The organism is Agrobacterium sp. ES01 (genome assembly GCF_050320885.1).
Taxonomy (GTDB): domain Bacteria; phylum Pseudomonadota; class Alphaproteobacteria; order Rhizobiales; family Rhizobiaceae; genus Allorhizobium.
Genome location: NZ_JBNQTH010000001.1, coordinates 460919 through 479529, shown reverse-complemented (window position 1 = coordinate 479529; position 18611 = coordinate 460919). Strand labels below are relative to the sequence as shown.

Below are 18611 nucleotides of genomic sequence, written 5' to 3'. Positions count from 1 at the left end.
CTCGAACTTGATGCCGCAATCCTTTTTAAGCGACGTCTGTTCGATCGCCTTCATCTCACCCTTTAGCCGCGACACTTCCGCAGCAGACGCACCGTCGCCTTTGGCAAAGAACAGGGCCGGCCTTTTCAGGGGCAGAAGTTGAAGTCATTGTGACGTCATCCTGGCGGATTTTTTTTAAAGTCGTCTGCGTCGCTGCTATGTGTTCGTATGAAATTGGGGAATTTTCTGTGTCAAATAACTGTTTTGTTGAAGGAAATGACGTCGCTCAAAAAGTAATTGAACTGTCTGATGCAGGTCCGGGGCAGATCATTTTGGCTGTCGCATTCTGGGGAACCGGAGCTTCTAAGGCTTTAAAATTAGACGAACTTGCAAGCGCTAAACGAGATGTGACTGTGCTTTGCGATCTCTTCTCACAAGGTTGCAATCCAGACGAAATTAAAAAGATTATTGACTTGGGGGTTAAGGTGAAAACTCTGAGTGGATATCACGGAAAAGTCTACTGGACAGAACATGGCTGTCTCATCGGCTCCTCAAACGCCTCCAACGGCGGCCTCCACTTTCGTTCACCTGGCAACCATGAGGCAAATGCAATCCTCACGGATAAAGACACCGTCAATGAATTGAAGAAGTGGTGTCTTTCATTGATCGAAAAAGCCGATATCGTGACTCATGATCTTGTAGAAAAAGCGAAAATAAAAAGGGATATTTCCGGTTTTTCTTTGGAATATTTAGAAGAAAATATGCGCGACAAAGTAAAGTTTGCGCTGTGGTCTGATCCCGTTACTAGTGCTCGATTTAATCAGGCGATGTCTGAGTGGCCTGACCTGGCAGGTGGTATTGATGTCTACGACGGATGGGATGGCTTCGAGGTGGGAGACGTAGTCATTGATGTTAATTGCAAAAGTAACGGAGCAGTTGAGCTGAGCTACTATATTGTCACAAGAACTGCTCCAGGCACGGTATTTACCTATGCCAAGCGTTTCCCTATCAAGTTTATACAAGACAAGATATGGCAAGAGTTGAATTCCAAGGGACACCGTGTGTTATCCGAAATCCATCAAACGAAGCCCACGGCACTGACATTCGATCAGTTGCGTGAGGAGCTGCAAAAGCTGGATTAACATAGCTTTGGCCCCGAATGGCGTCGGGGCCAGCTTTATTCACTCGGCCTCGAAAACCATCGAATGGCCGTTGATGCAGTAGCGCAATCCCGTGGGCGGAGGACCGTCGGGGAACACGTGGCCCAGATGGCCGCCGCAATTGCTGCAGCGGATTTCCGTGCGGATCATGCCGTGTGAATTGTCGCGGATTTCCGTCACCGCATCGGGCTTCACAGCCTCGAAATAGCTCGGCCAGCCGCAGCCGGAATCGAACTTGGTATCGGAATAAAACAGCGGCTCATTGCAGGCGGCACACCGGTAGAGACCCTTCTCGTGGGAATTCCAGTAAGGGCCGGTAAAGGCACGCTCGGTGCCGGCCTCGCGCAGAATGTGATACTGCTCGGGCGTCAGCTGCTCGCGCCATTCGGCGTCGGTTTTCTGGACTTTCGGCTTGGTGTCTTGGGACATCGTCAAACTCCTTGTGGTGCTGAAGATATAGGGTCCGACTTGCGTTTCGACAATCTCCCGTCCTTTCTGCGTCGCCCCCTTTCCGATCGAGGGGTGCTTGCGAGCTGCGGGCAGGGGCATGGCTGGGCATCCGGATGGGAGTGGCGGAGGGACCTGCCGTTTTTGCCGTAACCCGGTCGCGCCAGACTGTTCACGGACAGCCGTCCAATGCGGCCAAGTGGCGCATGCAATTGCGGTTTCCACCGCTCCGCGGTGCTTCGCCAACCGCGCTCTTTTGCCAATCATTGCTGAATGAAACAGCCATTCGCGCCGATCGAGGTCTTTATACAATACGCGCGCGAGCAAGTCCGGTGAAGATCGTGTATCGCGCAAGAGGGTGGCGAGAACACATATCCTCACAGCTTCTTGATCGCTGTCAATTTCACGGCGCAAACAAAGCAGGGCCTCTTGAGGCGCGTGGCTGTTTGGCCTAACTAGAGGCTCCTCCTCATGAAAACGGAGGTTTGTAGTATAGCGGGAACGGAAAAAGCTTGATGTTCGACAATGTCGCTGGCGTGACATTCATTGCCCTGATGCTGCCCTTTGCGGGCGCGCTCATCGCACCATGGCTCACACGGCGGTTCGGTCATAACGCAGCCTGGATTCTGGCGCTGCTGCCGGCTTTTGCCTTTTTGCATTTTGCCGGCTTTCTCCCCGAGATCGCGGCGGGCGAAGTGGTCACCGGCGGTTATGCCTGGGTGCCCAGCCTCAATCTGTCCTTTTCCTGGTTCCTCGATGGCCTGTCGCTCACCTTCGCCCTGTTGATCACGGGCATCGGCGCACTGATCATTCTGTATTCCGGCGGCTACATGAAGGGCCATCCCCAGCAGGGCCGGTTCTTCTCGTTCATGCTGATGTTCATGGGCGCCATGCTTGGCCTCGTCATGTCCGACAGCTTCCTGATGCTGTTCATCTATTGGGAACTGACCTCGATCACCTCCTTCCTGCTGATCGGCTTCGATCATGAGCGCGAGGCCTCGAGGCGCGCAGCCCTGCAGGCTCTGGTGGTCACCGGTGGCGGTGGTCTGGCTTTGCTTGCCGGCCTGATCTTCCTGTGGAACATGACCGGCGTCACCCAGCTGTCGCTGCTGGTCAATACCGGCGACATCGTGCGCGAAAGCCCGTTCTACATGGCCGCATTGCTTTTGGTCCTGGGCGGCGCCTTCACCAAGTCGGCGCAGTTCCCCTTCCACTTCTGGCTGCCCAACGCCATGGAAGCGCCAACGCCGGTGTCTGCCTATCTGCATTCGGCCACCATGGTGAAGGCCGGTGTCTACCTGTTGATGCGGCTCAATCCGGTGATGGGCGGCACGCCCGCCTGGGAAATCCTGCTGCCCGTCTTCGGTGGCGTCACGCTTCTGGTCGGTGCATTCCTTGCCATCCGCCAGACCGATCTGAAGATCATGCTGGCCTATACCACGGTCGCATCGCTCGGCCTGCTGGTCATGATGACAGGCTTCGGTTCCGAACATGCCGTCGTTGCAGCCGTCCTCTATCTGGTCGCCCATTCGCTCTTCAAGGGTGGCCTCTTCATGGTGGCCGGTATCATCGACCACGAGGCCGGCACGCGCGATGTCACCAGGCTTGGCGGTTTGCGCAAGGCAATGCCCATCACCTTCCTCGCGGCGCTGGGCGGCGCCATTTCCATGGCCGGTCTTCCGCCTTTCTTCGGCTTCTTCGCCAAGGAAGAGATCTATGCGGCGCTCGCCCATGCCGATTTGCGCTCGATCCTTTTCACCGTGGTCGCCATCATCGGCAATGGTCTCATGTTCGTCATCGGCTTTGCCGTCGCGCTCAAACCTTTCCTCGGACCAAAGGTGGAGACCCCAAAACCGGCGCATGAAGGCCCCGCACTGCTGTGGCTCGGTCCTTTCACATTGGCATTGTTGGCTCTGGGCATGGCGATCTTCTCCGGCCTGTCGCTTGACTTCATCTCCTCGCCCATGGCAACGGCTGTTGCAGGCATGGTGAAGGATGTCGAGATCAGCCTCATCCCGCATATCGGCATTCCGCTTGCCCTCTCGGTTGTGACCGTGATTTTCGGTATACTGGTCTATCTGGGTCTCGACCGCGCGCGCGCTGCAATGGTCAAACTCATGGACGCGCTCGGCCCCGGACCGGATCGCGGTTTCGACCACTTCATCGCCGGCCTGGTGCGCTTTGCAAGTGTCGTCACCCGCGCCGTGCAGAACGGCAGGCTGGAATTCTACGTCACCATCACCTTCGTCTTCCTGGCGCTGGTGCTGCTGGTGCCGCCCGTCCTCTATGGCGAACTGCCGGACATGCCGGTCTGGCCCGAGGAAACCCATTTCCACGAACTGGCCTTCTTTGCCATCGCCATCATCGGCCTGATCGCCGTGCTGGCTGCCAATGATCGCCTGACGGCCATCGTCTCGCTCGGTATCCAGGGCTTCTCCGTCGCCGTCATCTTTCTCCTGTTCGGCGCGCCGGATCTGTCCTTCACGCAGTTCATGGTCGAAACCCTGTCGGTGGTCATTCTGGCGCTGGTCATGACACGCCTTCGCCTGTCGCCATCCGATCACCGCACCTGGAGCCAGGTCATTGTCGACGGATCGATTGCGATTGCCTGCGGTCTCGGCTTCACGCTGATGCTGCTCAAGTCGACCCAGATCCCGTTCAACACCTCGCTCACCGATTTCTTCAATGCCTATTCCAAGGTCATTGCCCACGGTGCCAATGTCGTGAACGTCATCATCGTCGATTTCCGCGGCACCGATACGCTGGGTGAAATCGCGGTGGTCATGATCACCGGTCTTGCCATTCTGGCCCTCATCCGCATTCGCGTGGGGTCCGTGCCGGCTGCGCAATCGCTGGAAGGCGAGGCTGCCGGCAAACGCCGCGCCAAGAAGGAGGGCAGGGCATGAACACGCTGATCTTCCGCACCGTCGCCCCCTTCCTGACGGCTGTCATGGTGCTGTTTTCGATCTTCGTCCTGCTGCGCGGTCATAACGAACCGGGCGGTGGATTTATCGGTGGATTGATCGCAGCCTCGGCACTGGCCATCTACGGTATTGCCTATGGCGTTCAGGCCGTTCGCCGCGCCATCTGGTTTCACCCCATGTCTGTTGCAGGCTTCGGCCTGCTGCTCGCCTGCCTGTCGGGCCTGTTGTCGATCTTCTTCGGCGTACCCTTCATGACCGGTCTGTGGATCTATCCGGAAATTGCAGGTGTCGAAGTGCCCATCGCCACCGTCATGAGCTTCGATATCGGCGTTTATCTGGTGGTGGTTGGCGCCATCACCTCAATTGCACTGGCACTGGAAGAAAGGGAGGACGACTGATGGAAGTTCTGCTCTCCGGCCTTGTCGGCATCTTCTTTGCGGCTGCATTTTATCTGCTCATGTCCAAGCATATTGTCCGCATGTTGCTGGGCGTGGCCATTCTCGGCAATGCCGTCAATCTCCTGCTGTTCACCGCAGGTCGCCTGACGCGCGAAGTGCCGCCCATCATTGCCGAAGGCTCCAGCGAGCTTGCCTCCGGCGCTGCCAATCCGCTGCCGCAGGCCCTCATCCTGACGGCAATCGTGATTTCCTTTTCCTTCTTCTGCTTCCTGCTGGTGCTCGCCTATCGCGGCTATCAGGAGCTGAAGACCGATGACACCGACGAAATGCGCGTGGCCGAGCCGGAAAACGACCCGCTGCCACCGATGGGATACTGATTGATGGCCGCTTCTTCGACCACCCACGCCGTCGACCATGCGCTTGCCTGGGTCATGGAACCGGCAACCGCCGGTCAATGGCTGACCATATCGCCGGTGGCACTGTGTCTGACGACCGGCGCTGTCTTGATGATGGTGCGCCATACCACCCGGCTTCATGCCGCCATTGCCATTGTCTCGCTGGCCATTCTGGTTCTGCTGGAATCCCTGCTCTTGCTGCACGTCGCCGAAACAGGGCCTGTCACCATGATGATGGGCCGCTGGCTGCCGCCTTTCGGGATCGCCTTTACGGTCGATCTGACCGGCGCGCTCTTTGCCCTGTCATCGGGCATCGTGGCGCTGGCCGGCGGTATCTACGCCGTCGCCGATATCAATCAGTCCGCGCGCCGTTACGGCTTCTTCCCCTTCCTGATGGTCCTGATGGCTGGCGTCACCGGTGCCTTCCTCACCGGCGACATCTTCAACCTCTATGTCTGGTTCGAGGTGCTGCTGATCTCGTCCTTCGGCCTGCTGATCCTCGGCTCCGAACGCGAGCAGATCGACGGCGCGCTCAAATACTCGATCCTCAACCTGATCGGCACCACGCTATTCCTGATCGCCGTCGGCTATCTCTATGCCATCTTCGGCACGCTCAATATGGCCGATATCGCCCGCAAGGCTGGCGAAATGCGGGATACGGCACCGTTGATGACACTGTCGGCGCTGTTCATTCTGGCCTTCAGCATGAAGGCAGCCGCCTTTCCGGTCAATTTCTGGCTGCCGGCCTCCTATCACACGCCGCGCGTGGTGGTCTCCGCACTCTTTGCCGGTCTGCTCACCAAGGTCGGCGTCTATGCGCTGCTGCGCATCATGGTCATGCTGTTTCCGGTCGAGCGCGAAGCATTGTCGCTGCTGATCGGCATTGCCGCAGCGCTCACCATGATAACCGGGGCCCTCGGTGCGATTGCCCAATCGGACATCCGTCGCATGCTGGGCTATATCGTCATCTCCGGCATCGGTTACATGCTGGCCGGTGCCTCGATGGGCGGCGTCGCCGGCCTGTCGCCGGCCATCTTCTACGGCCTGCATTCGATCGTGTTGATGACGGCCCTGTATTTCGTCGCAGGCCAGGCAGCTGCCGTCGGCGGGTCCTTCAATCTGCGCGGTCTGGCCGGTATCTGGAAATCATCGCCGCTGCTCGCCTTCATCACGCTTGCATTGTTCTTTGCAGGCGCGGGCCTGCCGCCGTTTTCGGGCTTCTGGCCAAAGGCCATGCTGGTCAAGGGCGCGATCGATATCGGCGCCTGGTGGCTGGCGGCCTCGATCCTCATTGCCGGCTTCCTGACAACCATCGCCTTTGGCCGTGTCTTCCTGCTTGCCTATTGGCGCCCGGCGGAAACGGCAGTGGCTGTCAGCGAGGAAACGCCGCCAAAGCCGGCTGGCTGGCCGGCCTGGGCACCGATCATCGGCCTGACGGCACTGGTCGTGTGGTTCGGTCTGTTTCCGCAGCCGCTGCTGGAGCTGACCCAGCAGGCAGGCCTTGGACTGGCTGATCCGACCGCCTATCTCAATTCCGTCTTTCCGCAGGGAGGCGCCCAATGACCCTCTATGCGATCAATTTGCTTCTGGCGATCATCTGGGTGGCGGTCACCGGCAGCGCCTCGCTGCACAATCTCGTCTTCGGCTTTGTGCTCTCGACGCTGGCGCTGGGGCTGATCCGCGAGCAGACCGGCGGAACGGGCTATCTGCGCCGCAGCTGGCGCATATTCGCGCTGATCATGCTGTTCTTCATCGAACTGGCAAAGTCGGCCTGGAAGGTGGCAGCCATGGTCTTGTCGCCGCGCATGGATATCAAGCCGGGCATCTTCGCCTTTCCACTGACCCTGGAGCGTGATTTCGAGATCGCCCTTCTCGCCAACCTGATCACGCTGACGCCGGGAACCTTGTCTGTCGATGTCTCCGACGACAAGAAGACCCTGTTCGTCCACGCCATCGACTGCTCCGATCCGGAAGCTGCTGTCCGTGACATTGCTGACGGCTTCGAGCGTAAAATTCGGGAGGCTTTCCAATGATCTCGCCGGATACCATTATTCAGGTGACCTGCAATTTTGCACTGGTCGTGCTGTGTATCGCAATTTTGCTGACAGTCTTTCGCGTTGTGCGTGGACCGACACTGCCAGACCGGGTGCTCGCCCTCGACATGCTGGTCGGTATTGTCATCGGCTTCATTGCCGTCATTGCCATCCGCACCGGTTATACACTTTATGTGGATATCGCCATCTCGCTCGGACTGGTCGGTTTTCTGGCGACGGTTGCCTTTGCCCGTTTCATTTTGGCACGCGGTATTACCGGAAAGAAACCCTCGGAAGACAGCGCCGTCCTGAAGCCAGTCAAGCGCGGGCAGAAACGCAATACACGCAGAGGTGGTAAATCATGACTATGGCTGTCGCTCTCGTTACCGCATTTCTGATGGTTGCCGGTTCGCTCTTTGCCCTGATCGCCGCCATCGGCATCAATCGCCTGCCGGATCTCTACACGCGCATGCATGCGGCCTCGAAAGCAGGAACCGTCGGCTCCGGGCTTTTGCTGGTTGCAGTGGGCTTTCATTCCGGCGATTTGGCCATTTTCAGCCGCGCTTTGGCCGGTTTCTTCTTCTTTATCCTCACCGCGCCGGTCTCCGCGCATCTGCTCGCCAAGGCCGCGCACGAGGTCGGCTACAAGTTGGATCCCGTATCGGTACGCGACGATTTGAAGAAACGTAAAGTCTAGTCGCAGTTTAGTGTGGAAAAGCTAAATCATTCCTTGATTGATTTCGGGTTTTCTTGAAAGCAACGCGACTGCATTTCGTTCTGTTCACGGAAGCAAAACCTTTCCTTAACGATGAATGTCTCAACACCCTAAAATTGGTAAAAAATTGTAATTGGCCTTTATTGCAAAGAATGCTATCGCCTTATTTAAGCGCTGATATTGCGATAGTGCCTTTTTCTCCTTGGCTGCAACGTTTTTGACGGACGTCACAGCAATGGAGTTTGCGGATGTAGTGTGAACTTCATCCGTTAGATCGAAAAAGGCAGTTTTCAATTTCAGGCAGTGTGATTTTGGACGTTTTCCTGACCTGTGGGGGGTACGCTTGCACTCGGGTGCGGGCCGGAAGTCGTTCATCGTCGAAACTGTTGGCTTGAAAGGAGATACGCTCGGCGGTGAGCGTATCGTTTTGCTGCTATAAACAGGAGTTACAATAATATGAGCGAAACTGCGTTGGGCTCGAACCAGAGTGTACTGGTTGAACTGACTGCGGATATCGTTGCGGCCTATGTAAGCAATCACGTCGTCCCGGTCTCCGAATTGGCCGGCCTCATTGGCGATGTTCACACGGCACTCAGCAACACCTCTGCCCCCACACCGGCCGTATCGGTCGTCGAGAAACAGAAGCCTGCGGTCGCAGTGCGCAAGTCGGTCCAGGACGATCAGATCATCTGCCTGGAATGTGGCGGCGCCTTCAAGTCTCTCAAGCGTCACCTCATGACCCATCATTCCCTCGCCCCCGAGGAATACCGGGAAAAGTGGGATCTGCCGGCCGACTATCCGATGGTTGCACCAGCCTATGCCGAAGCGCGCTCGCGCCTGGCAAAGGAAATGGGTCTCGGCCAGCGTCGCAAGCGCGGCAAATAACCCGATATTCGGATGACATGAGAAAGCCGGGTCTCCCCCGAGGCCCGGCTTTTTCATATCGGGTATATGGAATTAATTCCTAAAAATTGACGGATGTTTTTACGTAAACCATATTGTAAAACAGAGTTTGTGAACGGCAGCGCGACCGAGGTCTGATTTGTATCTTGACGAATAGTTAAGAATATATTCCTATATCGTCAGGAGTGGCGATATGATCTCTTTGAAACAACTCTCTGTGCCGGCCGTCCACCGTCCCAATCGGCTCCTCGATGCCGGGCACCTTGGCAGTCGGGCGCATTTGCCGCCCAGGCTTGCCTGTCACCTCATATCTGACATGACGAAGGAGATGCTGGTGCTTGCTGGCCATTTCGGCCTGCTGCATCGCCACACGCGCCGCGCCGTCTGCCATGTCCGCCAGATTTCCATCTATGTCTGCCATGTGGCCATGCGTCTGCCGTATCGCGATATATCGCTGGCCTTCGGGCTCGATCGCAGCACCGTGTTCCATGCCTGCAGTGTGGTCGAGCGGCGTCGCGACGACCCCGATTTCGACGCCTTCATAACGACGCTCGAAAGAGTTGCGGCCACCGTCCTCAAAACCAGTGAAGGAGAGTACGATGTCTGACCGAAGACATGACAAAGCAGCAGTTAAAATTCTGGTGAGGCTTTTGCGAATGGCGCTGGCTGGTCCTTTGACATGGCGCTCTGGCGATGGCGATAAGATCCTGTTGATCGGCAAGGATGGTACGGAGTGCCCGTTTTCGCGCCAAACGCTCGCAAGCCTTCTCGCGCGCGGTCTCTTGCGGCAGGCGAATGGCCGGTATCAGGCAACCGGGGAGGTGCGACCATATCTTCGCCGCCTGCTGATCGAGGAGGGCGAAGACGGTTTTCAGGCCCAGCACCGCGATGTCGTCGAAGACCACTTGCCAGCGCAAGAGGGTCTGCCGCGGCGTCTCGTTCGTCGCAACCGCGATGAGTCGCCACTGGCGCAGTTGGCGAAATTGCGCGACAAATCCGGACAGCCTTATTTTACCGCAGAGGCGATCGATGCCGGTGAACGTCTGGCGGCGGACTTTTATCGCGGCGGCCTGCAGCCACGCGTCACGGCACGCTGGGAGCCAAGGCTCGATACGCGCGGAAAGGGCGGGGCAGGCGGCGTGGCCGATTTGACGGAGACGGCACTGGCCGCCCGCATACGCTTTGCCCGCGCGGTCGAGGCCATGGGCCCCGATCTGTCCGGCGTGGCAGTCGATGTCTGCTGTTTCACCAAGGGCCTGGAACTGGTCGAGCGCGAACGGCTATGGCCGGCCCGCTCTGCCAAGCTGATGCTGCGCACCGCCCTTGCCGCGCTCGCCCGCCACTACGATCCGCCCGGAAATGCGCGCAGGACCAGAGCCCGGCACTGGGGCGCCGCCGACTATCGACCGGAGCTTTGAAGCTGCGCGCTGTCACCCGACCCGACGTGCGGCTTCCTCTCGGATACGCTGGATCATCGAGCGCAGGCCGTTGGCGCGCTGGGCAGACAGATGTTCGATCAGCCCGATTTTCGAAAACAGGTCGATCGCGTCCAGCTTGACGATTTCGGTGGCATGCCGTCCGGAATAGGCGGCAAGCACAATCGCCACCAGCCCACTGACGATATGCGCGTCGGAATCGCCCCGATAGGTGATCACCGGGTCGGGACCGTCTTCCGAGGGTTCGGTCACAAGCCAGACCTGGCTTGCACAGCCCTTCACCTTGTTGTCTGGCGTGCGATCCTCTTCCGGCAGTTCCGGAAGCGCCTTGCCCAGTTCGATCACATAGCGGTAGCGGTCTTCCCAGTCTTCGAGATAGGAGAAGTCTTCGATAATCTCGTCGATCTTGCTCATCAGGCACCGCTTTCTTTATTCGCTGGGCGACGCGCACTCGCCAGGAGCACCGCTGTTTGCGATATAGGCCATATGCCGGCGAAAATGAACCGGCGCGCCGACGAAAAAAACCGCGAGGAAACAGGTTCCTCGCGGCTCAGCCAAAGGCTGCAGTTTTCATGCGGGCAGGCACGACAAGCGCCGGGACATCGTGTTCAAGAGAGAAACGGTCAATGACCCGGCACAGGATCTGGGGTGAGGGCCGCCGCGACGGCCCTGAATTCTGAAGGGGAAGGCCTCAGCGCGTCGGACGCTGCATCGGCACGGGAATGGAAGGTGTAATGGTACCGGTCACAAGAGCAGGCATCGGCTGGTCGTCGGCGCCAAGGACAGCCGTCTCCAGCTTGGCAGCGCCGGTGCTGACGCCATCTTCTTCGCCAAGCTGGGTGTCGATCAAGCCGATGGCCACATAGGCGCCCTCGCGGGCACGGTGTCCAAGCGCTGCAATCGTCTTTGCGCCCTTTTCGCAGACATCGGGTTTTTCAAGGCAGATCTGGGTCATATACTGGTAGATGCCGCTGGCAGCCGTCACGGCGCCGGCCACTTCGAAGGGCGGTGTTGGCTCGGAACTGGTATCGGGGCTGTTGCCGAAGAATGACAGGGCGACAAGCACCACCGTCAACCAGATTGTCCCTTTGATCAGAAACCACATTGTCTTGACCCATCCGTATTGCTGCCGGCTTCAGCCGGTTCTTCGCCGGTCATCCCGGCCTTGTTCCGTCAACCTAAGCCCGGTGTGCAAAGAACGATTTGCAAAACTCGCTCGGCTTTTCGGCAAATTCGTCTAAAAAGCCGAATTCCTGCATTTAATGTGTTTTTGTCTCAACTTGTTCCGGTCATCGTTAAGCATGTTTGCGGCAGACATGCGGCACCGTAGGGCATTTCACCGCGTCTGAGATGTGAATAGGTTAATTTCTATGTGGAAATAAGCGCTTACCCCCCGTTAACCACGTTTTTCATTGCCTGTCCGGATGTCTCATTTCGGGTCGTTCTGCGCCTTCCCGGGGCGGCTCGAAGCCTCCGCCTTATCTTTTCTTTAAGCGCCCGGGCCTAATGTCGGGCTTCGAAATGAACCCATATCGGGATGTGTATTGCGTGCGAGTTTTGAGTAACATTGCTGGATCGGCTTTGACGGTTTTCCGTCGCGCGTCGGGTATCGGCCAGGAGCAGGCAGCCGAGGCAGAGGATTCGGCTCAGCACGAAGCGATGCTGCTGCGCCGTCTGGCCATCGGCTTTGCCCTTCCGCTCGTTGCCCTTCCAAGTGCCTTGTCCTTCACGCTCGGCCCCGCCATCGCCATGCCCTTCGGTTTCGCGGTCGTGCTGGCCGCCTTCCTGTTGACGGCCGTTCTGGTGCTCGGCATCTCGCGCGCAAACACCCAGATGCCCAACGTGGCGGAAAATTCCGCAACGCTGCCGGCAATAACCTCTGCCGTCTGCCCGGGTCTGATTGTCTCTCTGGATCCCTCGGGCCATGTCCTGGCACTGGACGGTCGTGATCGCGACAGCTTCATGTCTTATATGCGCGACCCCATGGGGCGCGCCCTTGCCGAACAATTCTATGTCTCCGACCGCATTCCGTTCCTCAGCGCATTGGATACGCTGCGCCAGGGAGCCGATACAGCCAAGGCTGACCTTCGCCTGGAACGCTCGTCTCTGGACCGTGCCCTGGCGCAATTCGCCACAGTTCGTCTCGACCTGACGGCAGCACGCGCAGCAGACGGCAGCCTTCTTGGCTTTACCGGTCAGATGCTCGACGTGGCCGGCGAGATGCAGCTGCGTGGCGAAGTCGATACCTTGAAGGATGAGGCAGAGGCGGCAAACGAGACCAAATCACGGTTTCTGGCAGCCGTCAGTCATGAACTGCGCACGCCGCTCAATGCCATTCTCGGCTTTTCCGATATCCTCGCCGGCGAATATTTCGGCAAGCTCGAAAACGACCGCCAGCGCGAATATGTGCAACTGATCCGCCAGTCCGGCGCGCATCTTCTGTCCGTGGTCAACGCCATGCTCGACATGTCGCGCATCGAGGCCGGTCGCTATGAACTGATGGTCGAGCCTTTTGTCGTCAGCACCGCCGTCAAGGACTGCGAAAACATGCTGGCCCTTCAGGCCCGTGAAAAGGGTGTGGTGCTCACCAGCCGCATCGGTCGCGGTCTGGGAGAGGTGGTCGCCGATCAGCGTGCCCTGCGCCAGATCCTGATCAATCTCGTGGGCAACGCCATCAAGTTTACGGAACAGGGTGGCGCGGTCATTGTCGACGCGGTACTGGAAGCGGGCAATCTGAAGCTCGTCGTCAGCGATACCGGCATCGGCATTGCACCGGAAAAGATGGCCATTCTCGGCCAACCGTTTACCCAGGCCCATGACGAACTGTCCCGTCGCTACGAAGGCTCCGGCCTTGGACTGTCGCTGGTCAAGGGGCTGACGGCTCTTCATGGCGGCAGCTTCGAGATCGAAAGCCACCGGGGTGAGGGCACAGTCGTCACCATTCTCGTTCCGGCCGATGGGTCCGGCGTGAAGCTGGTCGCAAACGATGACGAGCAGACCATGGTGGAGTTCCCGCCACGTCTCAAGGCTGCCAACAACAGTGATGCAAAGACCTTCGGGCAAGAAAAGGAAAACGTGATCAATGGCGCGAAAGCGAAAATCGCCTGAGCCGAAACCCGCAGCGCGCGCGCTGAGAGTTTTCACGCTCGGCGCCGCCGCATTCGGCCGGCTTGTCTCCCGGCATCCCGTCTTCTTCGGTGGCGCAACCTGTTTCGCCATCGTCTTCGGCTTCGTGGCCGCCAACGCGCTGTGGTATCAGCCGGGGCGCCACCCGTCGCCGTATCTGCGGACCCGTGACGCCAAGGACTTCTTTGCCCTGACCGGCGTCAACCAGAACCCCATGCTCAACCGCGATGCCGCGGACGTTGTGACCTATCGCATTGCCCGAGAGGGCGATGACACCAAGGCACCGGGCACCACGCCGGCCGCCGATGAACTGGCCACCAAGGCGCCCGAGCAATCCGATGCTGCCGGTCTCACCATGGCGGTCCAGCGCGAGTTGAAGCGACGCGGCCTTTATGACGGGGCAGATGACGGCGTATCCGGTCCCATGACCCGCGGTGCCATCATCGCCTTCCAGAAAACAGTTGGCATGGCCGAGACCGGCGAGGCGAGCCCGGAGCTTCTGGCGGCACTTCGTGTGGACAGCAGCGCCACTGCCGCTATTCCTCTGGCACGTCCTGCCGAAGATCTGAGCAAACCGTCCGCCGCCATCGATCCGGTTGCAGCCGCCATCCGCAGCGCCGAAAAGACGGTTGTCACGACGCCTGCTCAAAAGAACACATCCATGGTCATCCCGGATCCGGAAAGTCTGACTGAGCAGGCAAACCTGATCATGGAAATCCAGCGCGGCCTCTCCAACATCGCCTATGCCGATGTCAGCGTCGATGGCGTCGCCGGCGACCAGACCAAGGCCGCCATCCGCCACTTCGAGCGGCACTACAGGCTGCCGGAGACCGGAGAGCCGAATGAAGCGGTGCTCAAGAAGCTGAAGTCCATCGGCGCACTGTGAGGGTCAAGGAGACCGGGGCATGAGCGGCAATCCTGCATCTACCGGACAGGAGCAGCACTAGTCCCCGCCGCTCACCGAAATCAGATCGCCAATCTCGTCGGTCTCGATCTCCACCACCCAGAGATCGCTGTCCCATGTCAATTCGCGCGCCAGCAGATCACCGACCTCTGCCGCTTCGGCGCGTGAAAGCCGCACCTCGAATGTCCGGCCCAAATCCGCGTCGTCGTCCATGGCAAAGCTCTGCGGTGCCGGCCCGTAAAGGGTTTCCAGACCGTCGCGAAAGCGTTGGCGGATGAACAGTGCGCCGGCGGATTCCGCCCCCTTGCGTTCGATCGCGGCAAAGCCGCCTTGGGAAAAGACGCGGCGAATAAGGGCGGAGGCAAAGATATCTGTCTTGAGGCGCATGGCAGCGGTGTAACCGACGGGAAGACTTGGGGGAAGGGGGATTGCCTTCGGCATTATGCGCCCTAGCTTGTCCACAAGCGCCGATACATGATTTTGCCGTAATTTGCATTGGTGCTCATTAATTGCAATAACGGCGCACTTGGCCTCGGCTGAGCCGGGGTCCATCTGATGCATACAGGGGGACATCTATGAACGACACTCCGCACGATGCTGACAACAGCACCGCTCAGGAAGGCGTTGAAGCCGTTCCTGCTCCACAGGGGGCGACCGAAGTCATCACCACGGACTACGAAATCGGTCAGGATAACATCAACTACCGCCGCCGCTTCGTCTTCGAGCTCGACATTCACAATGTCGTCTTCAGCGTTTCGGCACTTTCGATCTTTGCCTTCACCATCATCACGCTCATTTTCCAGTCCACGCTCGAGCCCGTTTTCACCGGCTTGCGCGATACGCTGACGGGAAGCCTCGACTGGTTCTTCCTTCTGTCGGGCAACATCTTCCTGCTGCTGGCGCTGGGGCTGATCTTCACGCCCTATGGCAAGATCAGGCTCGGCGGACCGGATGCAAAACCGGATTTCCGCTATCTGTCATGGTTCTCCATGCTGTTTGCCGCCGGCATGGGCATCGGTTTGATGTTCTACGGTGTGTCCGAACCGCTGGGCAATTACACCGCAGCCTTTGGCGGACCGGTCTTCGAAGATGGCGTGCGCACCGACTGGGCACCCTTGGATGGTGCCGTTGGCGATGCCGAGGGATCGAGACGGCTCGCCATGGCGGCCACGATCTTCCATTGGGCACTGCACCCCTGGGCAATCTATGCCATCGTTGCTTTGTCGCTGGCGCTCTTTGCCTATAACAAGGGGCTTCCGCTCACCCTGCGCTCGGTCTTCTACCCCATTCTGGGCGAGCGCGTCTGGGGTTGGCCGGGCCATGTCATCGACATCCTCGCCGTCTTTGCCACCCTGTTCGGTCTGGCAACCTCTCTGGGTATCGGTGCGCAACAGGCATCGGCGGGTCTCGACTTCCTGTTCGGTTTCGCGTCCAGCACCGGCGAGATGGTCTTCCTGATCATCATCATCACCGGTATTGCCACGGCCTCGGTGGTTGCCGGCATGGAACGCGGCGTAAGGCTCCTGTCGGAAATCAACATGGGGCTGGCCCTGTTGCTGTTGCTGTTCATCATCTTCTTTGGACCGACAGCGCAGATCGCCTCCGGCATCTTCCTCAATCTGGCATCCTATGTCGAACATCTGCCGGCATTGTCGAACCCGTTTGGCCGCACCGACGATAACTTCCGTCAGGGCTGGACCGCGTTTTACTGGGCCTGGTGGATTTCGTGGTCGCCCTTCGTCGGCATGTTCATTGCCCGCGTCAGCCGGGGGCGCACCGTGCGCGAATTCCTGCTGGCCGTGCTGATCATCCCGTCGCTGGTGTCTGTCATCTGGATGACGGCGCTGGGTGGCACAGCCATCAGCCAGGTCGTCAATCAGGGCCTGACCTCGGTTCAGGATGCAGCCCTTGAACTGAAGCTGTTCGAAATGCTGTCGCAACTGCCGCTCACGGGCCTGACGTCCATGGTGGGGATCATCCTGGTCGTGGTCTTCTTCGTGACCTCGTCCGACAGCGGCTCGCTGGTCATCGACACCATCTCTGCCGGTGGCAAGGTCAATGCGCCTGTTCCGCAGCGTGTGTTCTGGGCCACCTTCGAAGGCCTGGTTGCCATTGCGCTTCTGCTCGGCGGCGGTCTCGTGGCCCTTCAGGCCATGGCCGTCTCCACCGGACTGCCCTTCACGCTGGTCCTGCTCGGCGCCTGCTTCGCGCTGGTCAAGGGCCTCTCGGCAGAGCCCCGCTAAAAACGGACGGAGGCGCCGGTCACCGGCCGGCGCCTCCTCATCCACCGCTGTGGATTTGTTTTTGCGCCATCTCAGGCTATATCGGTCACGGTCCAGCCGTGGAGATGCCGATGTACACCCCGCCCGCATTCGCTGAAGACGACCATTCGTCGCTGATCGCCATGATCCGCGCCTGCCGGCTTGCCCAGTTCGTGACAGCCAGCACCGACGGTCCGATCGCCACGGCATTGCCGATGTTCATCGATGAGGCGGAAGGCGAGATGGGCGTGCTCTATGGTCATGTGGCGCGCGCCAATCCCCATTGGCAGGCCCCCGTCCGGGGCAATGCCCTGGTTCTCTTCATGGGAGCCGATGCCTATATTTCGCCGTCCTGGTATGCGGCCAAGGCCGAGCATGGCAAGGTCGTGCCGACGTGGAATTATGAGGCAGTCGAGGCGCGCGGCCCGGTCGAATTCTTCGATGATCCGGATAGCCTGCACGCTGTCGTCAGCCGCCTGACCGATCTGCATGAGAGCGGGCGTTCAAGCCCCTGGGCGGTCAGCGACGCGCCGGAGGCCTATATCAAGGCCCATATGCGCGGCATTGTCGGCCTGCGCATTCCCGTCACCGCGCTTCAGGGCAAGCGCAAGATGAGCCAGAACAGAACGCAGGCTGACCGCAGGGGCGTTTCCGAGGGGCTGGCCGCAAGCGACCGTCCTTCCGATCGAAATGTCGCCCCGCTCATTCCCACGGACTGACGATCCGTCGATAGTCTCGTTCCTTGCTCATCTTGCGGGCCTGTTCCCGCGTCAACCCCAGATCGTCCAGCAGGTGGTCTGACGGTCTGACCGCGATCATCTTCAGTTCATTCCGTAGCATGGATGAACGCCGCCATCGCTTGATGAGGCGCCAAAGGGCAATGGCAAGGCTTCCAACGACATTCATGTGCTCCACTCCCGCTAACGAATGACCCCATCATCGACGCCGCTGGACATTTTACAAACGAATAGTCATGATGGCAGGCATTCGAAAAACAGATTGCTAGATCCATGGCGTTACCCCTCGAAAGCGATCTCCTGCGAATCTTCCTCACGGTGGCCGAGGCGGAAAATGTGACCCATGCGGCAACGCTTCTGGGCCGCACCCAGTCCGCCGTCAGCATGCAGGTCAAGCGTCTGGAAGAGGTGGCCGGCGCACCGCTTTTTGCCCGCGGTCCGCGCGGTATGGCGCTGACGGAGGATGGGGCACGTCTCTTGCCCTATGCCCGCCGCATCGTCGGTCTGGTCGATGAGACCTCGGCGGCCATGCGCACCCGGCCGCTCGATGGCCCGGTCCGCATCGGCATTCCCGAAGAATACAGCACCACCATCCTGCCAAGGGCTCTGGCAGCCTTTGCCGAACGCCATCCGGCAACCGAGGTCACGGTGCTGTGCGGCTATTCCTCGCAGCAGATGGCGGCGCTGGACAATGATGAGCTGGATCTGGCTGTCATCTTCGAATGGAGCGAGACCAATTCCGGCGAAGTTCTGGCTGTCGATCCGACCGTCTGGACAACCTCCGATGCCCATGGCTGCCATCACCAGAACCCGGTTCCCATCGCCATCTACCTGCGCTCGAGCTGGTGCCGCGATTTTGCCATCCGCGCGCTGGAACAGCACACCATCGCCTACCGCATTGCCTATAGCTGCGACACCAGCAACAGTCTGCGCGCCGCCGTTACCGCAGGCCTCGGCATTGCCCCTCTGGCCCGCAGCAACATCCCGCCCGGCTGCCGCGAGCTGACATTGGCCGATGGTTTTCCGCCCGTCGACTCGTCCCGCGTCGTGCTCAAGCGCAACCCCAACCGAGCAGCCCCGGCCATAGACGGCCTGGCCGAGATGATCCGCGAAGCCTTCGGTCCGCTGTCGGGGATGCAGACGGCTGCGGCGGTTTAGCGATCAGCTCGCAAGGAATGCCGCCCTGCATGGAG

General features: G+C 59.3%; 21 protein-coding genes. 16 read left to right on the top strand and 5 right to left on the bottom strand.

Going from position 1 to position 18611, the window contains the following annotated elements; translation table 11 throughout:
* Positions 1–149 precede the first annotated feature (149 nt).
* Positions 150–1121: a phospholipase D family protein gene (locus ACQQ2Q_RS02485; RefSeq protein ID WP_428185438.1), complete on the top strand. Its 972-nt coding sequence runs from the start codon at positions 150–152 to the stop codon at positions 1119–1121.
* 39 nt (positions 1122–1160) lie between these two features.
* Here ACQQ2Q_RS02485 and msrB read toward each other — a convergent pair whose 3' ends face one another.
* Positions 1161–1568 carry a peptide-methionine (R)-S-oxide reductase MsrB gene (msrB, locus tag ACQQ2Q_RS02480; protein WP_428185437.1) on the bottom strand — a complete coding sequence of 136 codons (408 nt, stop codon included), beginning with the start codon at positions 1566–1568 and terminating at the stop codon, positions 1161–1163.
* 533 nt (positions 1569–2101) lie between these two features.
* On the opposite strand from msrB, the gene ACQQ2Q_RS02475 reads away from it, so the two are divergent.
* From ACQQ2Q_RS02475 to ACQQ2Q_RS02430, 10 genes are all read left to right on the top strand, one after another.
* Positions 2102–4492, top strand: coding sequence for a putative monovalent cation/H+ antiporter subunit A (locus ACQQ2Q_RS02475; RefSeq protein ID WP_428185436.1), 2391 nt, complete (start codon positions 2102–2104; stop codon positions 4490–4492).
* Positions 4489–4908, top strand: a complete 420-nt coding sequence (locus ACQQ2Q_RS02470; RefSeq protein ID WP_428185435.1) for a Na+/H+ antiporter subunit B — start codon at positions 4489–4491, stop codon at positions 4906–4908. Before ACQQ2Q_RS02475 ends, ACQQ2Q_RS02470 begins: the two co-directional genes overlap by 4 nt.
* Positions 4908–5285 (top strand): Na+/H+ antiporter subunit C, encoded by a 378-nt coding sequence (locus ACQQ2Q_RS02465; RefSeq protein ID WP_428185434.1) that lies wholly within the window; start codon positions 4908–4910, stop codon positions 5283–5285. Before ACQQ2Q_RS02470 ends, ACQQ2Q_RS02465 begins: the two co-directional genes overlap by 1 nt.
* A 3-nt stretch (positions 5286–5288) precedes the next feature.
* Positions 5289–6866 carry a Na+/H+ antiporter subunit D gene (locus tag ACQQ2Q_RS02460; RefSeq protein ID WP_428185433.1) on the top strand — a complete coding sequence of 526 codons (1578 nt, stop codon included), beginning with the start codon at positions 5289–5291 and terminating at the stop codon, positions 6864–6866.
* A complete protein-coding gene (locus tag ACQQ2Q_RS02455; RefSeq protein WP_428185432.1) occupies positions 6863–7336 on the top strand; it encodes a Na+/H+ antiporter subunit E in 474 nt (157 codons plus the stop codon). The genes ACQQ2Q_RS02460 and ACQQ2Q_RS02455 overlap by 4 nt, the downstream gene beginning before the upstream one ends.
* Positions 7333–7701 carry a cation:proton antiporter gene (locus ACQQ2Q_RS02450; protein ID WP_428185431.1) on the top strand — a complete coding sequence of 123 codons (369 nt, stop codon included), beginning with the start codon at positions 7333–7335 and terminating at the stop codon, positions 7699–7701. Before ACQQ2Q_RS02455 ends, ACQQ2Q_RS02450 begins: the two co-directional genes overlap by 4 nt.
* Positions 7698–8033: a monovalent cation/H(+) antiporter subunit G gene (mnhG, locus tag ACQQ2Q_RS02445; protein WP_428185430.1), complete on the top strand. Its 336-nt coding sequence runs from the start codon at positions 7698–7700 to the stop codon at positions 8031–8033. The genes ACQQ2Q_RS02450 and mnhG overlap by 4 nt, the downstream gene beginning before the upstream one ends.
* 474 nt (positions 8034–8507) lie before the next feature.
* Positions 8508–8936: a MucR family transcriptional regulator gene (locus ACQQ2Q_RS02440; RefSeq protein WP_428185429.1), complete on the top strand. Its 429-nt coding sequence runs from the start codon at positions 8508–8510 to the stop codon at positions 8934–8936.
* A 211-nt stretch (positions 8937–9147) separates the two neighbouring features.
* Positions 9148–9561 carry a helix-turn-helix domain-containing protein gene (locus ACQQ2Q_RS02435; RefSeq protein WP_428185428.1) on the top strand — a complete coding sequence of 138 codons (414 nt, stop codon included), beginning with the start codon at positions 9148–9150 and terminating at the stop codon, positions 9559–9561.
* Positions 9554–10372, top strand: a complete 819-nt coding sequence (locus ACQQ2Q_RS02430) for a DUF6456 domain-containing protein (RefSeq protein ID WP_428185427.1) — start codon at positions 9554–9556, stop codon at positions 10370–10372. The genes ACQQ2Q_RS02435 and ACQQ2Q_RS02430 overlap by 8 nt, the downstream gene beginning before the upstream one ends.
* A 12-nt stretch (positions 10373–10384) precedes the next feature.
* Here the strand turns inward: ACQQ2Q_RS02430 and ACQQ2Q_RS02425 are convergent, their stop codons facing one another.
* Both ACQQ2Q_RS02425 and ACQQ2Q_RS02420 read right to left on the bottom strand, forming a co-directional pair.
* The gene (locus ACQQ2Q_RS02425) at positions 10385–10804 is read right to left on the bottom strand and encodes a SufE family protein (protein ID WP_428185426.1); all 420 of its coding nucleotides are present in this window, start codon (positions 10802–10804) and stop codon (positions 10385–10387) included.
* Positions 10805–11081: 277 nt separating this feature from the next.
* Positions 11082–11495 (bottom strand): DUF5330 domain-containing protein, encoded by a 414-nt coding sequence (locus tag ACQQ2Q_RS02420; protein ID WP_428185425.1) that lies wholly within the window; start codon positions 11493–11495, stop codon positions 11082–11084.
* A 416-nt stretch (positions 11496–11911) separates the two neighbouring features.
* Between ACQQ2Q_RS02420 and ACQQ2Q_RS02415 the strand changes: the two genes are divergently transcribed.
* A complete protein-coding gene (locus ACQQ2Q_RS02415) occupies positions 11912–13498 on the top strand; it encodes a sensor histidine kinase (RefSeq protein WP_428185424.1) in 1587 nt (528 codons plus the stop codon).
* Positions 13473–14402, top strand: a complete 930-nt coding sequence (locus ACQQ2Q_RS02410) for a peptidoglycan-binding domain-containing protein (RefSeq protein ID WP_428185423.1) — start codon at positions 13473–13475, stop codon at positions 14400–14402. Before ACQQ2Q_RS02415 ends, ACQQ2Q_RS02410 begins: the two co-directional genes overlap by 26 nt.
* 57 nt (positions 14403–14459) lie before the next feature.
* On the opposite strand, the gene ACQQ2Q_RS02405 is transcribed toward ACQQ2Q_RS02410, so the two are convergent.
* A complete protein-coding gene (locus ACQQ2Q_RS02405) occupies positions 14460–14807 on the bottom strand; it encodes a DUF1491 family protein (RefSeq protein WP_428186463.1) in 348 nt (115 codons plus the stop codon).
* Positions 14808–14995: 188 nt separating this feature from the next.
* Here ACQQ2Q_RS02405 and ACQQ2Q_RS02400 point away from each other — a divergent pair, with 188 nt between their 5' ends.
* Both ACQQ2Q_RS02400 and ACQQ2Q_RS02395 read left to right on the top strand, forming a co-directional pair.
* On the top strand, positions 14996–16663 hold the full coding sequence (locus ACQQ2Q_RS02400; protein ID WP_428185422.1) for a BCCT family transporter: 1668 nt from the start codon (positions 14996–14998) through the stop codon (positions 16661–16663).
* A gap of 110 nt (positions 16664–16773) precedes the next feature.
* A complete protein-coding gene (locus ACQQ2Q_RS02395; protein ID WP_428185421.1) occupies positions 16774–17400 on the top strand; it encodes an FMN-binding negative transcriptional regulator in 627 nt (208 codons plus the stop codon).
* On the opposite strand, the gene ACQQ2Q_RS02390 is transcribed toward ACQQ2Q_RS02395, so the two are convergent.
* Entirely contained in the window at positions 17384–17587 is a 204-nt protein-coding gene (locus ACQQ2Q_RS02390; RefSeq protein WP_428185420.1) for a DUF1127 domain-containing protein, read from the bottom strand. The two genes, ACQQ2Q_RS02395 and ACQQ2Q_RS02390, sit on opposite strands and share 17 nt — an antisense overlap.
* A 104-nt stretch (positions 17588–17691) precedes the next feature.
* Here ACQQ2Q_RS02390 and ACQQ2Q_RS02385 point away from each other — a divergent pair, with 104 nt between their 5' ends.
* Complete coding sequence (locus ACQQ2Q_RS02385; protein WP_428185419.1) at positions 17692–18576, top strand: LysR substrate-binding domain-containing protein; 885 nt, start codon at positions 17692–17694, stop codon at positions 18574–18576.
* The last annotated feature ends 35 nt before the right edge of the window (positions 18577–18611 follow it).